This window comes from Microbacterium sp. ABR10, assembly GCF_057812175.1.
Window position 1 is genome coordinate 3324322 of sequence record NZ_CM173821.1, and the last position, 14412, is coordinate 3338733.

Consider the following 14412-nt stretch of genomic DNA (forward strand, 5'->3'; position numbering starts at 1 on the left):
GGCCACGACCCCTCCCCGGGTGGAGGTGCCGCGGCATCCGGATGCCTAGCGTGGGAGACATCGAGAAGAAGGGATGCATCGTGCTCGATCTGAACGGCATCACCAAGAGCTACGGCGGACGCCGCGTGCTCGACGACGTGAGCTTCACCGTGGCCCCGGGGCGACTGACGGGCTTCGTCGGCGGCAACGGCGCCGGCAAGACCACCACCATGCGCATCGCACTCGGGGTGCTCGCCAAAGACGCGGGCACCGTCGCGCTGAACGGCGCGCCCCTCACCGCCACCGACCGTCGCCGCTTCGGGTACATGCCGGAGGAGCGCGGGCTGTATCCGAAGATGAAGGTCGCCGAGCACATCGCCTACCTGGCGCGTCTGCACGGCTTCGGCAAAGCCGAAGCGACGAAGAAGGCCACGGCGCTGCTCGAGCGGCTCGGGCTCGGCGAGCGCCTCGGCGACCTCGTCGAGACGCTGTCGCTGGGCAATCAGCAGCGCGCGCAGATCGCGGCGTCCCTCGTGCACGAACCGGATGTCCTGATCCTCGACGAGCCGTTCTCCGGCCTCGATCCGCTCGCCGTCGACGTCGTCGCAGGTGTCCTGCAAGAGAAGGCTGCGGCGGGAGCTGCGGTGCTGTTCTCGTCGCACCAGCTCGACGTCGTCGAGCGGCTGTGCGACGACCTCGTCATCATCGCCGGGGGCACGATCCGCGCCGCCGGCACCCGCGACGACCTCCGCGCTCAGCACGCGACCCACCGTTACGAGCTGGTCTCCGGCGGCGACGCCGGATGGGTGCGCGACGAGCCGGGCATCACCGTGCTCGACTTCGACGGCGGCTACGCCCTGTTCGACGCGGCCGACGACACCACCGCGCAGCGGATTCTCCGCGGCGCCGTCGCGCGCGGAGACGTCGCCAGCTTCGCGCCGCAGAAACCGTCTCTCGCCGAGATCTTCAAGGAGGTCATCCAGTGAACACCACCACTCCTCCCGCGCGCCGCGCGCCCAGCGAGCTGCAGAGCATCTGGCTCGTCGCCGAGCGCGAGATCGGGTCGAAGCTGCGCAGCAAGGCTTTCGTCATCTCGACCGCGATCCTCATCGTCGCCGCCCTCGCTTCGGTGGTCTGGGGCGGTTTCGCCGCGAACAACGCCTCGGGCAGCGGCACGCCGGTGGCCGTCACCTCGCAGACGCAGAGTGCGGTCTCGGGCGTCGACGGCCTCGAGGTCACCGTGTCCGACAGCGACGACGCCGCGCGCGCCCTCGTCGAAGACGGAACGGTGGATGCCGCCCTGGTCTCGGGGTCTTCGGACGCCGCGTTCGACTACACCGTCGTGGTGAAGGACGACGTGCCCTCGACGCTGCTGCAGATGCTCAGCGAGACCCCGCCGGTGCAGATGCTCGATCCAGGTGCGGGAGCGGCCGACGCGTTGCGGTACCTGATCGCGCTCGGCTTCGGGCTGGTGTTCCTCATCGCCGCGTCGACCTTCGGCGGCACGATCGCGCAGAGCGTCGTGGAGGAGAAGCAGACCCGCGTGGTCGAGATCCTCATCTCGGCCATCCCCGTGCGGGCACTGCTGGCCGGGAAGGTTCTGGGCAACACGATCCTGGCGATGGCGCAGATCGTGCTGCTCGCGGCTGTCGCGGTGATCGGTCTCGCGGTCACCGGACAGGCAGGGGTGCTCGATGCGCTCGGCGCTCCCATCGCCTGGTTCGCGATCTTCTTCCTGTTCGGTTTCGTGCTGCTGGCGTCGCTCTTCGCGGCCGCGGCGGCGATGGTGTCGCGTCAGGAGGACATCGGGGCGACCACGACCCCCATCACGATGCTGATCATGGCGCCGTACTTCCTGGTCATCTTCTTCAACGACAACCCCGTCGTGCTGACGATCATGTCGTACGTGCCGTTCTCGGCGCCGGTCGGGATGCCGCTGCGCATGTACCTCGGTGACGCCCAGTGGTGGGAGCCCGTGCTGTCGCTGCTGGTGCTGATGGCCTCGTGCGTGCTGGCGATCGGTCTCGCGGCGCGGATCTATCGCAACTCGCTCCTGCGCATGGGCGCGCGCGTGAAGCTCGCGGAGGCGCTGAAGGGCTGAGCCGCGGCCGCGGGTGACCCGGTCCCCTCGACACGCTCGGGGACCATCGACCACGGTGGCTGAGCCCGTCGAAGCCCCCCGCCTCCACGCGCGGAGCCCGGTCCCTTCGACACGCTCAGGGACCTCAGTGATGAAGGGGATGGATGCCGGGCACACCGGCATCCATCCCCTCTCCCGTCACTCCTCGAGAACGGCCAGCACGTTGCCGGCCGGGTCGCGGAACCAGGCGATGAGCGGTCCGCCCTCGCGCATGATGCCCCGCGAATCCGTCGGGAAGTCGGCGTCGTCGTAGATCTTCGTGTCGACGCCGCGCGAACGCAGGTCGTCGACGGCGGCCTCGACGTCGGCGACGGGGAAGTTCAGCACCGTGAACGACGCGGGCTCATGGTGCGGCTTGCCGTAGACCAAGACGCGGCCGCCCGAGCCCAGGTGAAGAGTGAGGAAACCCGAACCCTCGAGCACCTCGACCCGGAGCCCGAGAGTCTCGGCATAGAAGTGATGGGCGGCCTCGAGGTCGTCGACCGAGAGGCCCGAGTAGGCACCGTCGGGATGGAACATGGCTTTCTCCTTCGTTATCGCGCCACGTACGCCGTGACGCTCTCGGACAGGCGGATGGGGATGCCCTCGATCTCGGAGTCGTCGGGATCGCCGATCGCGACGGTGAGACGGTCGTCGATGCCGAAGACCGCGGCGCCCTCCTGCGTGCCGCTCGCGCAGCCCGCCGACCACGGTCGATCGTCTATCGCGGTGAAGGTGACGATGCAGCGGCCGATGCCGTCGGCGGGCTGGGCTAAGAAGATGTCGAAGTCATTGACCGTGCCGATGAACCGGGTGCTGCCGGAGTCGATCGCGCTGTCGCGGAGCACGTCGGCCGAGATGGCGTCCTCGATCGTCTGCGGGAAGGTCAGCTCGGGATACATCGCCGCGGCGGGGTCGGCGGTGGCGGCGGGGTCGCCGGGCATCGACGCGGTCGCCGCCGAGCCGACGGCGAACCCCACGCCGAGGAGGGCGACCGCTCCGACCGCGGTGAGAACCCCGCGGAGGACGGGTCGCGACGCGGGTGCGGCGGCATCCACGTCCTCGTAGGAGCGTTCCGGCTCGTCGAGGCGTTCCGGATCGTCGACACGGTCCGGCTCGGGGGGCGCCGTCGTCGGGTCGGCGGGCGCGAGCCGGTCGATGTCGCCGAGGGGCGGCCGGGAGCGGTCCTCCAGCTCGGCGAGCCGCTCGAGCATCGCGGGCGTCGCAGGCGCACCTCCGGCGCCGTACACGCGTTCGCGCAGGCGTCGTAACTCGACCTCGTCGTCCATGCGACGACTCTAGGCCGGGGTCAGCCGTCGTGGTGCGGGGCCGTGGCATCCAGGGCATCGGCGGCGGCCACCAGCGCCAGGTGCGAGAGCGCCTGCGGGGTGTTGCCCGCCTGACGTCCGGCCGTGGGGTCGTACTCCTCCGACAGCAGCCCCAGGTCGTTCGCCACCGCCGTGAGCTTCTTCATCAGGGTGACGGCCTCGTCGCGCCGACCGCTGTTCGCGTACTGCCCGACGAGCCAGAAAGAGCACGCGAGGAACGGATGCTCGTCACCCGTCAGCCCGTCGACCCCGGTCGTGCGGTACCGCAGCAACCAGCCGTCGGGCATGAGGGTCTCTTCTATTCGGGCGACGGTGGCCAGCATGCGCGGATCGTCGTAGGCGCAGAAACCCACCTGCGGCAGCACGAGCAGCGACGCGTCGACCTCGTCGGTGTCGAAGTGCTGCGTGAACCACCCGCCCTCGTGCACGCCGTGCGCGTCGATGTCGGCGCGCACGTGATCGCGCAGCGTGCGCCAGACGTCGACCTCGCCGTCGTGCCCGCCGGTCTCGACGGCCCGGATGCCGCGGTCGAACGCCGCCCACACCATCGCCCGGGAGTGGGTGAAGAAGTGCGGGTCGCCGCGCATCTCCCAGATGCCGAGGTCGGGCTTGTCGACCTCGTGCGCGAGCTGGTCGAGCAGGGCCCGCTGCAGCGACCACGAGAACGTCGTCTCCTCGACCCCGGCGTCGCGCGCGGCCTCGAGTGCGACCATCACCTCGCCGATCACGTCGGCCTGGTATTGATCGACGGCTCCGTTGCCGATGCGCACGGGGGCCGCTCCCCCGTAGCCCGGCAGGCTCTCGAGCTCCCGCTCGGGCAGGTCGCGTTCGCCCGCGATGCCGTACATGATCTGCACGTCGGCCGGGTCCCCGGCGATCGCCCGCAGCAGCCAGGTGCGCCAGTGCTGAGCGACATCGAGGTAGCCGTGATCGATGTAGGCGCTCAGCGTGAGCGCGGCGTCGCGGAGCCAGACGTAGCGGTAGTCCCAGTTGCGGGAGCCCCCGAAAGCCTCGGGGAGCGACGTGGTCGCCGCCGCGACGATGCCACCGGTCTCGGAGTGCGTGAGGGCGCGGAGCACCATGAGCGAGCGCGTCACCAGCGCCGCGTGCGTGCCGGCCGACTGCACGCGGTCGGCCCAGGCGGCCCACCACTCGCGCGTGCGCTCCAGAGCGGCCTCGACGTCGAATGCCGGCGGGGCGTCTTTCCACGACGGGCCCCACGACAGCACCGAGTCGACGCTCGCACCGGCCGCGGTGGTCCACCGGCCGCGGTGCGTGGTGTCGACCGCGATCAGACGCGGGCCGCGGATCGTCACGGCATCCGGGCCGGCGACGGCGAGGATGAGGTGCTCGCCGCCGTGGCCCATCTGTCGCACCCAGGGCACCGCGCGAGCGTAGTCGAAGCGCAAGCGCACCTCGGTGACGAAGTCCACCTCGCCCGACACCCCGACCACTCGTCGCACGAGGGCGTCGATGCCCCCGTCGATCGGCATCGCGTCGTACACGTCGGCGATGCCGGTCGCCGTCTCCCACCGCGTGACGAGTACGAAGGTGTCGCCGTCGTACCGCCGGGTCGCCCGCGCGTCGGGATCGGCCGGGCGCAGCGACCATGCCCCGTGCGACTCGTCGCCGAGGAGCGCGGCGAACATCGACCCGCTGTCGTAGCGCGGGAGGCACAACCAGTCGACGCTGCCGTCGCGGGACACCAGCGCGGCGGAGCGGCAGTTGCTGAGGACGGCGTAATCCTCGATCGGAGTGGTCACCCTCGGATCATGGCAGAGGGCACCGACATCGTGGCCGGGCATCGCGCTAGTGGCATCCATGGGCTCGCTGCAAGCGGCGCACCGGTGTCGGAGGGGAGCGCTACGGTGGCCGCATGGCCGCGGACACCACCCTCATCATCCTGGGCGCCTCGGGCGACCTCACGTCTCGACTGCTCCTGCCCGCCCTCGGCCAATTGCTGACGCGCGAACCCGGCCGGTCGGTGCGGCTGCACGGAGCGGGCATGGAGGACTGGACCGACGAACACTGGCGCGAGGTCGTGCACACGGCGTTCCAGACGATGGATGCCGAAGGCGCCTTCGCCGCCGTCTCGGAGACCACCTACTCGCAGGCCGACATCACGAAGCCTGCCGACCTGCAGAAACTCCTCGACGAGGCCGAGGGCCGGCCCGCCCTGTACTTCGCGGTGCCTCCGGCCGTCGCCGAGAAGTCGTGCCTCGCGTTGAGCGACGTGACCATTCCGGAGGGAACGATCCTCGCTCTCGAGAAGCCGTTCGGCACCGACGAGGCCAGCGCCCACCGGCTCAATCAGCAGCTGGCGAAGCTCGTGCCCGAAGACCAGGTGTTCCGCATCGACCACTTCCTGGGGCGTTCGACCGTGCTCAACCTGCTCGGCGCCCGCTTCGCCAACCGCCTTCTCGAGAGCGTCTGGTCGGCCGACGACATCGCCTCGGTCGACATCGACTACCCCGAGCCCCTGGGCCTCGAAGGCCGCGCGGGCTACTACGACGGGGCGGGTGCTCTCGTCGACATGATCCAGAGCCACCTGCTGCAGGTCATGGCGTTCGTCACCATGGAGCCCCCGGCATCCCTCACTCAGCTCGATCTGCGCGACGCCACGTCGGCGGTGCTGCGCGCCACCCACGTGCGGGGTGACGATCCCGTGCGCAACTCCCGCCGCGCCCGATACACCGCGGGCAGCGTCGGCGACCGCCACTTCTCGTCCTACGTCGACGAGCCGGGGGTCGATGCGGCGCGCGGCACCGAGACGCTCGCCGAAATGACGGTGGAGGTGCGGAATACCCGGTGGCAGGGCGTTCCCATCACCCTGCGCTCCGGTAAGGCGCTCAGCTCCGGCCACCGGGCCGTCACCGTGACCTTCAAGCCCGTGCGACACCTTCCCGGCGGGTTCGTCGGCGAGAGCGAGCCGTCCGAGCTCGTGTTCTCGCTCGGCCCCGACACCATGAGTCTCGGCCTCAACGTCAACGGTGCCGCCGATCCCCTCGAGCTCGAGCGCGTGACCCTGGCGGCCGACCTCGGTGAGGGCGCGCTCAGGGCCTACGGCGAGGTGCTCTCCGGCATCCTCGACGGCGATGCGATGCTCGCCGTCCGCGCCGACGCTGCCGAGCAGTGCTGGCGGATCGTGCAGCCGGTCATCGATGCGTGGCGAAAAGACGAGGTACCGCTCGACGAGTACGCGGCGGGCACCGCCGGCCCGGCGTCCTGGACGGAGTGAGACGGATGCCGCGGGCCTGATCCCGTCGCGCGGCCCGGGTCCGGCTCCTCGCTGCCGCGCACTCCCCCGTGATCGACACACTCGCCCACCGGCGTCTGCTTGCGGCGTGTCGCACCGCGCGCCCACCGTCGTGCACGGCCACCGGGTCTGACAGCCGCCGCCCCGACGCACTCCGTCACGTGGGAACATCTCGCGCGCGATGGGCGTTCACTGGTTCGGGTCAACGGCGTCCCGGTTTCGTCATCCGTTCTCAGGAGTACCCATGTCTCTCGTTCTCGACCGCACCGCCCCCACCGACGCCCCCATCCTCGACGTGCTCGCCGAACGCTGGAGCACCCGCGTCTTCGACCCCGAGACGCCCATCGACGAGTCGGCGCTGCGCTCCGCGCTCGAGGCCGCCCGCTGGGCGCCGTCGGGCATGAACTTCCAGCCCTGGCGCTTCATCGTGGCCCGCCGCGGCACCGCCGCGCACCAGAAGCTCGTCGGCGCGCTCATGGGCTTCAACCAGGCGTGGGCCCCCGCCGCCGGCGCCCTCGTCGTCGTACTCGCCGAGACCGAGACCGAAGACGGCGAGGCCCGCACGTGGGCGCTGTACGACAGCGGTCAGGCCGCGGCCCACTTCACCGTGCAGGCGCACGCCGAGGGACTGGCGACCCACCAGATGGGCGGCTTCGTCGCCGACGATCTGCGTACGGCCTTCGACATCGACGCCCGATTCACCCCCGTCACCGTCATCGCCGTCGGCGCCCTGGGCGACATCGACGCCGCTGAAGAGGGCCTGCGCGAGCGCGAGCTCGCTCCCCGCCAGCGCCGCACGGTCGAGGAGTCGCTGCTCGTCGACGACTGATCGGCCCGCCCGCGACGACGCCCGTCGCGCCGGAGCCCGTCAGCGGGGTGCCGGCGCGGCGGGCGTTCGTCGTTGTGTCGGCGCTCTGCCGATGCGCTCTGCCAGCGCTTGGCCTGGCCGTGCGCTCTGCCAGCGCTTGGCCTCGGCCGTGCGCTCTGCCAGCGCTTGGCCGAGGCGGCGCCCCGCCCATAAACGCCATTCGTGCGCAGAAACACTCTGCCAACGCGTTTACGCGCACGAACAGCGTTCATGAGCGAATGGCCTCGGGGCGCAGGGGCCGGCACCGCGCGATGCACGGTCGACCGCACGCACAAGGAGAGGGGATGCCACGCCCTCGCGCGGCATCCCGCTTCCTCGTCGTTCCTATTCGACGATCTCCGCCTCGGCGAAGTCTTCGTCACCGGAGGCCGCCGGCCCCGCGCTGATCAGCATCAGCGAATCCGCGTCGCTGGCCACATCGACCCGCACGACGTCACCGTCGCGGACCGTCCCCGCGAGGATCGCCATCGCGAGGCGGTTCTGGATCTCGGTCTGGATGAGCCGACGCAGGGGACGGGCGCCGTACACCGGGTCGTAGCCGCGCTCGGCGAGCCACGACCGCGCGTCGGGCGTGACCGCGAGGGTCAGCCGGCGCTCGCGGAGGCGCTTGTGCAGCGCGTCGACGGCCAGTTCGACGATCTGGGCGAGGTCGTCCTGGCTCAACGCCTGGAAGATCACGATGTCGTCGAGACGGTTCACGAACTCGGGCTTGAAGGCCTGGCGCACCAGCGCCTGCACCTGGTGCGTCTTGGCCTCCATCGACAGCGTCGGATCGATCAGGATCGGCGAGCCGAGGTTGCTCGTCAGGATCAGGATGACGTTCGTGAAGTCGACCGTGCGACCCTGGCCGTCGGTGAGTCGGCCGTCGTCCATGACCTGCAGCAGGACGTCGAACACCTCGGGGTGCGCCTTCTCGACCTCGTCCAGCAGCACCACGCTGTAAGGGCGACGGCGCACGGCCTCGGTGAGCTGTCCACCCTGCTCGTAACCCACGTATCCCGGAGGGGCACCGACGAGCCGCGAGACGGAGTGCTTCTCGCCGTACTCCGACATGTCGATGCGCACCATCGCGTGCTCGTCGTCGAAGAGGAAGTCGGCGAGCGACTTGGCCAGCTCCGTCTTGCCGACACCGGTCGGGCCGAGGAACAGGAAAGAGCCGACCGGGCGGTTGGGGTCGCTGATCCCCGCGCGCGAGCGACGGACGGCGTCGGACACCGCCTTCACGGCATCCCGCTGTCCGATCAAGCGTTTGCCGAGCTCGCGCTCGAGGTGCAGCAGCTTCTCGGTCTCGCCCTGCAGCAGGCGCCCGACCGGGATGCCCGTCCAGGCGGCGATGACCGCCGCGATGTCTTCGTCGGTGACCTGGTCGTTGACCATGCGGTCGCCCGCGGGCTCTTCGCGCTCGGCGGCCATGAGCTCGCGCTCGAGCGCCGGGATCTCGGCGTACAGCAACCGGGACGCACGCTCGAGGTTGCCCTCGCGCTGCGCGCGCTCGGCATCCACGCGGGCGGCGTCGAGGCGGGTCTTCAGCTCACCCACGCGGTTGAGCGACGCGCGCTCGCGCTCCCACCGGGCTTGCAGCTCGTCGAGTTTGGCCTGCTCGGCGGCGAGGGACTCGCGGAGCGCGGCCAGGCGTTCCTTCGAAGCGGCGTCCTTCTCTTTCTTCAGGGCGAGCTCTTCGAGCTTCAGTCGATCCACGTGGCGGCGCAACTCGTCGATCTCGAGCGGGGCCGAATCGATCTCCATACGCAGGCGCGATGCCGCTTCATCGATCAGGTCGATCGCCTTGTCGGGCAGCTGGCGCGACGGGATGTACCTGTTCGACAGGGATGCCGCGGCGACCAGCGCAGCGTCGGCGATGGCCACCTTGTGGTGCGCCTCGTACCGCTCCTTGAGGCCGCGGAGGATCGCGACGGTGTCTTCCACCGTGGGCTCGCCGACGTAGACCTGCTGGAAGCGGCGCTCGAGCGCGGCATCCTTCTCGATGAACTCGCGATACTCGTCGAGCGTGGTCGCTCCGATGAGGCGCAGCTCACCGCGGGCCAGCATGGGCTTGAGCATGTTGGACGCGGCGACCGAACCCTCGCCGCCGCCCGCGCCCATCAGCACGTGCAGCTCGTCGATGAACGTGATCACGCGCCCGTCGGACTCGGTGATCTCTTTGAGGACGCTCTTCAGGCGTTCTTCGAACTGGCCGCGGTACATGGCGCCGGCCACCAAGGCCGAGATGTCGAGGGCGACCAGCTCTTTGTTCTTCAGGCTCTCAGCGACGTCGCCCGCAACGATGCGCTGGGCGAGACCCTCGACGACCGCGGTCTTACCGACGCCGGGTTCGCCGATGAGCACGGGGTTGTTCTTGGTGCGCCGGGTGAGCACCTGGCTGACGCGGCGGATCTCTCCGTCGCGCCCGATCACAGGGTCGAGCTTGCCCTGGCGGGCCCGGTCGGTGAGGTTGATGCCGAACTGCTCGAGGGCGCTGCGCGCGTCCTCCTGCCCGGGCTGTTGCGTGGCGTTCATGTGTTCTCCTGGAAGTGTTGTCGCTCTCGCTCAAAGTTGAGCGGCGTGGACTCAAGTTTAGCAGCAGGCGGTGCGAGGGGCAATGGATGCCGAGGCGTAAGCCTCGACCGCCGTGCCGTTTGACGCCAGGACTATGGTGAGCGCGTGAGCACCCCTGAGACCGCCGCGCCGCGTCCGGACATCCCCTGGAATCCGCCGCCCTCCACCGCCGAACGCCGAGCCCGCGGCCGCGAGGCGCGCACGCGCACACCGCGAAGCGATCTGAGTCTGCTCGCCACCGAGGGGCGCGACCCGCTCGGCATCCTCGACGCGCAGAACGCCGCGCGGACCCCCGAACTCGTTCCTCTGCGCATCGAACGGATGTCGGCCACCCCCTTCGCCTTCTACCGTGGCTCCGCCGCCGTTCAGGCGGCCGACCTCGCTCGGAACCCCTCGACCCCCATCCACGTCGCTTCCTGCGGAGATGCGCACGTCGCGAACTTCGGCTTCTACGCATCCCCTCAACGCACGCTCGTGTTCGATCTCAACGACTTCGACGAGGCCGCATGGGCGCCCTGGGAGTGGGACCTGAAGCGCCTCGTCACCAGCGTTGTCCTCGCCGGGGCGGAGAGCGATCGCGACCTCGCCGTCGTGCGTGATGCCGTCGCGAGCACGGTGCGCGCGTACGCTCGCGCGATCCGATCCCGCGTCGAGCAGGACCCCGTCGAGCGCTATTTCGAACACTTCGGCCCGCGCGAGGTGATCGACTCGTTCGACCGGGCCTCGCGCGTGGTCCTCGAGCGCGCCATGGCGGATGCCGAACGTCGTACCGGTGCGCGCGCAGTTCGACGACTGACCGCCGACGGTGGCTCCGGCCGCCTCGTCTTCACCCACAGACCCCCGACCATGACCCCGGTCGACGCGGAGGTGGCCGCCCGCGTCCTCGCGGTCGACGGCGCCTACCGCACCTCCGCGAACGTGGACGTGCGCCTGACCCTGGAACAGTACGACCTCACCGACATCGCCCGGCGCGTCGTCGGCGTCGGCAGCGTCGGCACCCGCTGCTACCTGCTTCTTCTGCAAGACGGGGACGGACACGCGCTCCTGCTCCAGGGCAAGCAGGCCGGCCCGAGCGTGCTGCAGCAGTTCGGCGGCATCCGTCAGCCCGAATCGCTCGTCTCCCTGGTCGCGGCCGAGGGGGAAGGCGCGCGCGTGGTCGCCCTGCAACGCGTTCTGCAGGGCGTCTCGGACCCCTTCCTCGGCCACGTGCGCGGCAGCGACGCCGACTTCTACGTGCGGCAGTTCCACGACATGAAGGGGGGTATCGAGATGGTCGAGCTGTCGAACAAGCCCTTCCGCCGCTACGCGCAGGCCTGCGCCGTCACCCTCGCCCGCGCGCACGCGCAATCTCCCCACGCTCCCGACATCGCGGGATACGTCGGGTCGGGCCGCGTTCTGACGGAGGCGCTCGTCGACTGGGCATTCGCCTACGCCGACCTCGCCCGCGCCGATCACGCGGCCTTCGTCTCTGCTCATTCCTGACATCGGGGCGCGATTCGCGGGGAGCGTCGTCCCGCGCGCGTCTTGCCCGGGGGACGAGCCGTCCACGCAGCCCTCAGGCCGGGACCGCCTCAGCCGCTGCGGCCCCGACCTCGGCCTCGGCCGCGGGGGCCACCTCACCCAAGCCCGCGCACGAGAACCGCGCACGGTACGCGGTGGGGGTGAGTCCCATCGTGCGGGCGAAGTTCTGCCGGAGCACCGCCGCGGAACCGAAGCCGCATTCCGACGCGATCCGGTCGAGGCCGAGGTCGGTCTCTTCGAGCAGGCGCTGTGCGTGGAGCAGCCGCTGGCGGGCGAGCCACGCCGCCGGGGTCGCGCCGAGGTCGGCCTTGAACCGCCGGGCGAAGGTGCGCGCAGACATGTGCGCGCGCGCCGCCAATCGGTCGACGGAGAGCTCGGCATCCAGATTCTGGAGCATCCACTCGGTCACCGGCGCGAGCGACAGCGACGAGTCGATCGGAATCGGCGACGCGATGAACTGCGCCTGTCCGCCGTCGCGCTGCGGCGCCACGACCATGCGCCGGGCGATGCGGTTGGTGAGCTCCGACCCGAGCTCTTGGCGCAGCAGGTGAAGGCACGCATCGAGTCCTGCGGCTGTTCCCGCGCTCGTGATGATGTTGCCCGACTGCACGTAGAGCACGTCGGGATCGACCTCGATCGCCGGATACATCCGCGCCATGACGTCGGCGTATCGCCAGTGCGTCGTGCCGCGCTTGCCGTCGAGCACCCCGGATGCCGCGATGACGAACGACCCGCTGCACACGCTGAGCAACCAGGAACCGCGTGCGTGCGCGGCGCGGACCGACTCGATCACACGCGGGTCGACGGCGCCCCACTGCTCGCGGGGGATCGGCGCGAGGACGAGGATGTCGACGTCGGCCGCCGCATCGAGGCCAAGCTCGACGTTGACCGAGAAGCCGATGTTGGAGGGGATGACGCCCGGGTCGGGAGCGACGATGCGGAAGTCGAAGTTCGGGATGCCGTCGTCGCTGCGGTCGAGGCCGAACGCCTCGCAGGCGAGGCCGAACTCGAAGGGCGCGAACCCGGGTTGGATGACGACGGCGACCGAGCGCATGAGCGTACCTCCGGTGTGGCAGGAATCTGACGAACACCGTCCATCATGCCACTCGCGGGCATGATTCCTCTAGACATAGTTTTTCTGCCATGGCTTACTTCATCGCTCTCGGCATCCTGTCCCTCGCCGGCGTCGTCGGCACCGTGTGGCTCGTCCGTACCGACGGATACGGGCGCATTCCGACCGACCCGTCGCGCGTCGCGTCCTCGACGCCCCGCACGGACCGCTCGACCCGCTCGCGCGAGAGCGCGGTCCACGCCGCCCCCGCCGTCGAAGCGGCCCGCCCGACCCTGCACGTCACCCTGCCGTCGGCATCGGCGGCGACCGCTCCATTGCGCATCGTGGGGACGGAGTGACCCGGAGACGCGACCCAGGCCGTCCCCGCACCGCCCGGCGGGCGTGGGACGACACAGGCCGTCCCGGCAACGCCGAGGCTCGGCGGGCGTGGGACGACACAGGCCGTCCCGGTAACGCCGAGGCTCGGCGGGCGTGGGACCCGCAGGGTCACCGACCGGCGGTGACAGCCCGCTCGTACACGGCGACCATCGCCGCCGTGCGCGACGACTGGCGGAAACGCTCCGCGACACTCTCATCGGGCGTCACCGGCGACCCGGCGGCGATGTCGGCGGCCGCGCGGCGGAGGGTCTGCGCGAGCGCAGCGACCGTGGCATCCGGAACGGCCCAGGTTCCCGCGCCGAGCTCGGCACCGATGTCGGAGTCGCTGACGACGGCGGGGGTGCCGAGCGAGGCGGCCTCGAATACCGTCATGCCCTGCGTCTCGAAGCCGATGGACGTCTGTACCACGGCGTCGGCGTCGGCGAGCCGGCGGAGGGTCTCGGCGTAGGGCAGTCGTCCGGCGAAGGCGACGGATGCCACCGGCGCCCTGCGCTCGACCAGCCGCTGCGCGGCACGAAGCTGGCCACCGCCGCCGATGATCTCGACCTCGGCATCGATCCTCGACTCGGCGACCGCCTCGAGGAAGGGGAGCAGACGCTTCTCGGGACTCATGCGGCCGAGCCAGACGAAACGCGGACGACCCGGGCGACGCTCGGTGGGTCCGGCCGCGAGGGCGGCATCGAGCGCGTCGTCGTCGATGCCGTTCCAGATCACATCGACCGAGGGCGCCACCCCGTGCCGTTCGAGACGCCGGGCGAAGTGGGCGGAGGGCGCGGTCACGGCGTGGGACAGGGCCGCGAGACGGCGCAGGTAGGCCCAGCCGTCGATGCCGCGGCCGACCGGGGCCGTACCGCGCCCCGCCACCGCCGCGGTGCCCCCGCGCGGCAGCGCGCGCCGCGCCCAGGCGTTCAGTGCGCGCAGCACGAGGCCTGGGAAGGGTGCGGTCGCTTCGATGCCCACGTCGACGCGGTTGTGCATGGTGTGCACGACGGGCAGACCGTGACGGTCGGCGTAGCGGTGACCGACGAAGGCGCCCCAGAAATCGGCCTGCACGTGCACGACGTCGACGGGCAGACGCGCGCCCATCTCGGCATCCAGGAACCGATCGGTGCGGGCGCCCGGCCAGGCGAGCGCGTACTCGCGGTCGACCGTGATCGGCAGGGAGGGCAGATCGAGGTAGGAGGCGTCGTGGGCGGCGGGTCGGTGCGGGCGCGGCGCCACCACCGTGACGACGTGGCCGGCACGCTCGAGGAATCGCTTCTGCAGCCGCATCGACACCTGCGCACCGCCGAGGGACTCGAGATGCTGGTCGGCGAACATCACGACGTGCACGCG

At 70.6% G+C, this 14412-nt stretch carries 12 protein-coding genes; 6 read left to right on the forward strand and 6 right to left on the reverse strand.

Annotated elements, in window-relative coordinates:
* Window positions 1-80: 80 nt before the first annotated feature.
* Both ACXKZF_RS15350 and ACXKZF_RS15355 read left to right on the forward strand, forming a co-directional pair.
* Entirely contained in the window at window positions 81-965 is an 885-nt protein-coding gene (locus ACXKZF_RS15350) for an ABC transporter ATP-binding protein (protein ID WP_055953322.1), read from the forward strand.
* Window positions 962-2080, forward strand: a complete 1119-nt coding sequence (locus ACXKZF_RS15355; RefSeq protein WP_055951963.1) for an ABC transporter permease — start codon at window positions 962-964, stop codon at window positions 2078-2080. Before ACXKZF_RS15350 ends, ACXKZF_RS15355 begins: the two co-directional genes overlap by 4 nt.
* 177 nt (window positions 2081-2257) lie before the next feature.
* Here ACXKZF_RS15355 and ACXKZF_RS15360 read toward each other — a convergent pair whose 3' ends face one another.
* From ACXKZF_RS15360 to ACXKZF_RS15370, 3 genes are read right to left on the reverse strand one after another with little or no spacing between them, the layout of a single operon-like run.
* Complete coding sequence (locus tag ACXKZF_RS15360) at window positions 2258-2638, reverse strand: VOC family protein (protein ID WP_055951966.1); 381 nt, start codon at window positions 2636-2638, stop codon at window positions 2258-2260.
* 14 nt (window positions 2639-2652) lie between these two features.
* Complete coding sequence (locus tag ACXKZF_RS15365; protein WP_055951969.1) at window positions 2653-3387, reverse strand: hypothetical protein; 735 nt, start codon at window positions 3385-3387, stop codon at window positions 2653-2655.
* 20 nt (window positions 3388-3407) lie between these two features.
* Window positions 3408-5189 carry a glycoside hydrolase family 15 protein gene (locus ACXKZF_RS15370; protein WP_488984785.1) on the reverse strand — a complete coding sequence of 594 codons (1782 nt, stop codon included), beginning with the start codon at window positions 5187-5189 and terminating at the stop codon, window positions 3408-3410.
* A 113-nt stretch (window positions 5190-5302) separates the two neighbouring features.
* Here ACXKZF_RS15370 and ACXKZF_RS15375 point away from each other — a divergent pair, with 113 nt between their 5' ends.
* A complete protein-coding gene (locus tag ACXKZF_RS15375; protein ID WP_488984786.1) occupies window positions 5303-6664 on the forward strand; it encodes a glucose-6-phosphate dehydrogenase in 1362 nt (453 codons plus the stop codon).
* 262 nt (window positions 6665-6926) lie between these two features.
* Window positions 6927-7511 carry a nitroreductase family protein gene (locus tag ACXKZF_RS15380; RefSeq protein ID WP_055951981.1) on the forward strand — a complete coding sequence of 195 codons (585 nt, stop codon included), beginning with the start codon at window positions 6927-6929 and terminating at the stop codon, window positions 7509-7511.
* 363 nt (window positions 7512-7874) lie between these two features.
* Here ACXKZF_RS15380 and ACXKZF_RS15385 read toward each other — a convergent pair whose 3' ends face one another.
* Complete coding sequence (locus tag ACXKZF_RS15385; protein ID WP_243223334.1) at window positions 7875-10067, reverse strand: ATP-dependent Clp protease ATP-binding subunit; 2193 nt, start codon at window positions 10065-10067, stop codon at window positions 7875-7877.
* Between the two features lie 144 nt (window positions 10068-10211).
* On the opposite strand from ACXKZF_RS15385, the gene ACXKZF_RS15390 reads away from it, so the two are divergent.
* On the forward strand, window positions 10212-11588 hold the full coding sequence (locus ACXKZF_RS15390) for a DUF2252 domain-containing protein (RefSeq protein WP_488984787.1): 1377 nt from the start codon (window positions 10212-10214) through the stop codon (window positions 11586-11588).
* Between the two features lie 73 nt (window positions 11589-11661).
* Here the strand turns inward: ACXKZF_RS15390 and ACXKZF_RS15395 are convergent, their stop codons facing one another.
* Entirely contained in the window at window positions 11662-12681 is a 1020-nt protein-coding gene (locus tag ACXKZF_RS15395; RefSeq protein WP_488984788.1) for a GlxA family transcriptional regulator, read from the reverse strand.
* Between the two features lie 89 nt (window positions 12682-12770).
* On the opposite strand from ACXKZF_RS15395, the gene ACXKZF_RS15400 reads away from it, so the two are divergent.
* The gene (locus ACXKZF_RS15400) at window positions 12771-13037 is read left to right on the forward strand and encodes a hypothetical protein (protein ID WP_488984789.1); all 267 of its coding nucleotides are present in this window, start codon (window positions 12771-12773) and stop codon (window positions 13035-13037) included.
* Between the two features lie 148 nt (window positions 13038-13185).
* On the opposite strand, the gene ACXKZF_RS15405 is transcribed toward ACXKZF_RS15400, so the two are convergent.
* Window positions 13186-14409 carry a glycosyltransferase gene (locus tag ACXKZF_RS15405; protein WP_488984790.1) on the reverse strand — a complete coding sequence of 408 codons (1224 nt, stop codon included), beginning with the start codon at window positions 14407-14409 and terminating at the stop codon, window positions 13186-13188.
* Between the last annotated feature and the right edge of the window lie 3 nt (window positions 14410-14412).

Bases quoted from the DNA above. Each gene is read 5' to 3' on its own strand.
- ACXKZF_RS15400 (WP_488984789.1), top strand. From the start codon at position 12,771: ATGGCTTACTTCATCGCTCTCGGCATCCTGTCCCTCGCCGGCGTCGTC.
- ACXKZF_RS15385 (WP_243223334.1), bottom strand. From the start codon at position 10,067: ATGAACGCCACGCAACAGCCCGGGCAGGAGGACGCGCGCAGCGCCCTC.
- ACXKZF_RS15395 (WP_488984788.1), bottom strand. From the start codon at position 12,681: ATGCGCTCGGTCGCCGTCGTCATCCAACCCGGGTTCGCGCCCTTCGAG.
- ACXKZF_RS15380 (WP_055951981.1), top strand. From the start codon at position 6,927: ATGTCTCTCGTTCTCGACCGCACCGCCCCCACCGACGCCCCCATCCTC.
- ACXKZF_RS15375 (WP_488984786.1), top strand. From the start codon at position 5,303: ATGGCCGCGGACACCACCCTCATCATCCTGGGCGCCTCGGGCGACCTC.
- ACXKZF_RS15365 (WP_055951969.1), bottom strand. From the start codon at position 3,387: ATGGACGACGAGGTCGAGTTACGACGCCTGCGCGAACGCGTGTACGGC.
- ACXKZF_RS15360 (WP_055951966.1), bottom strand. From the start codon at position 2,638: ATGTTCCATCCCGACGGTGCCTACTCGGGCCTCTCGGTCGACGACCTC.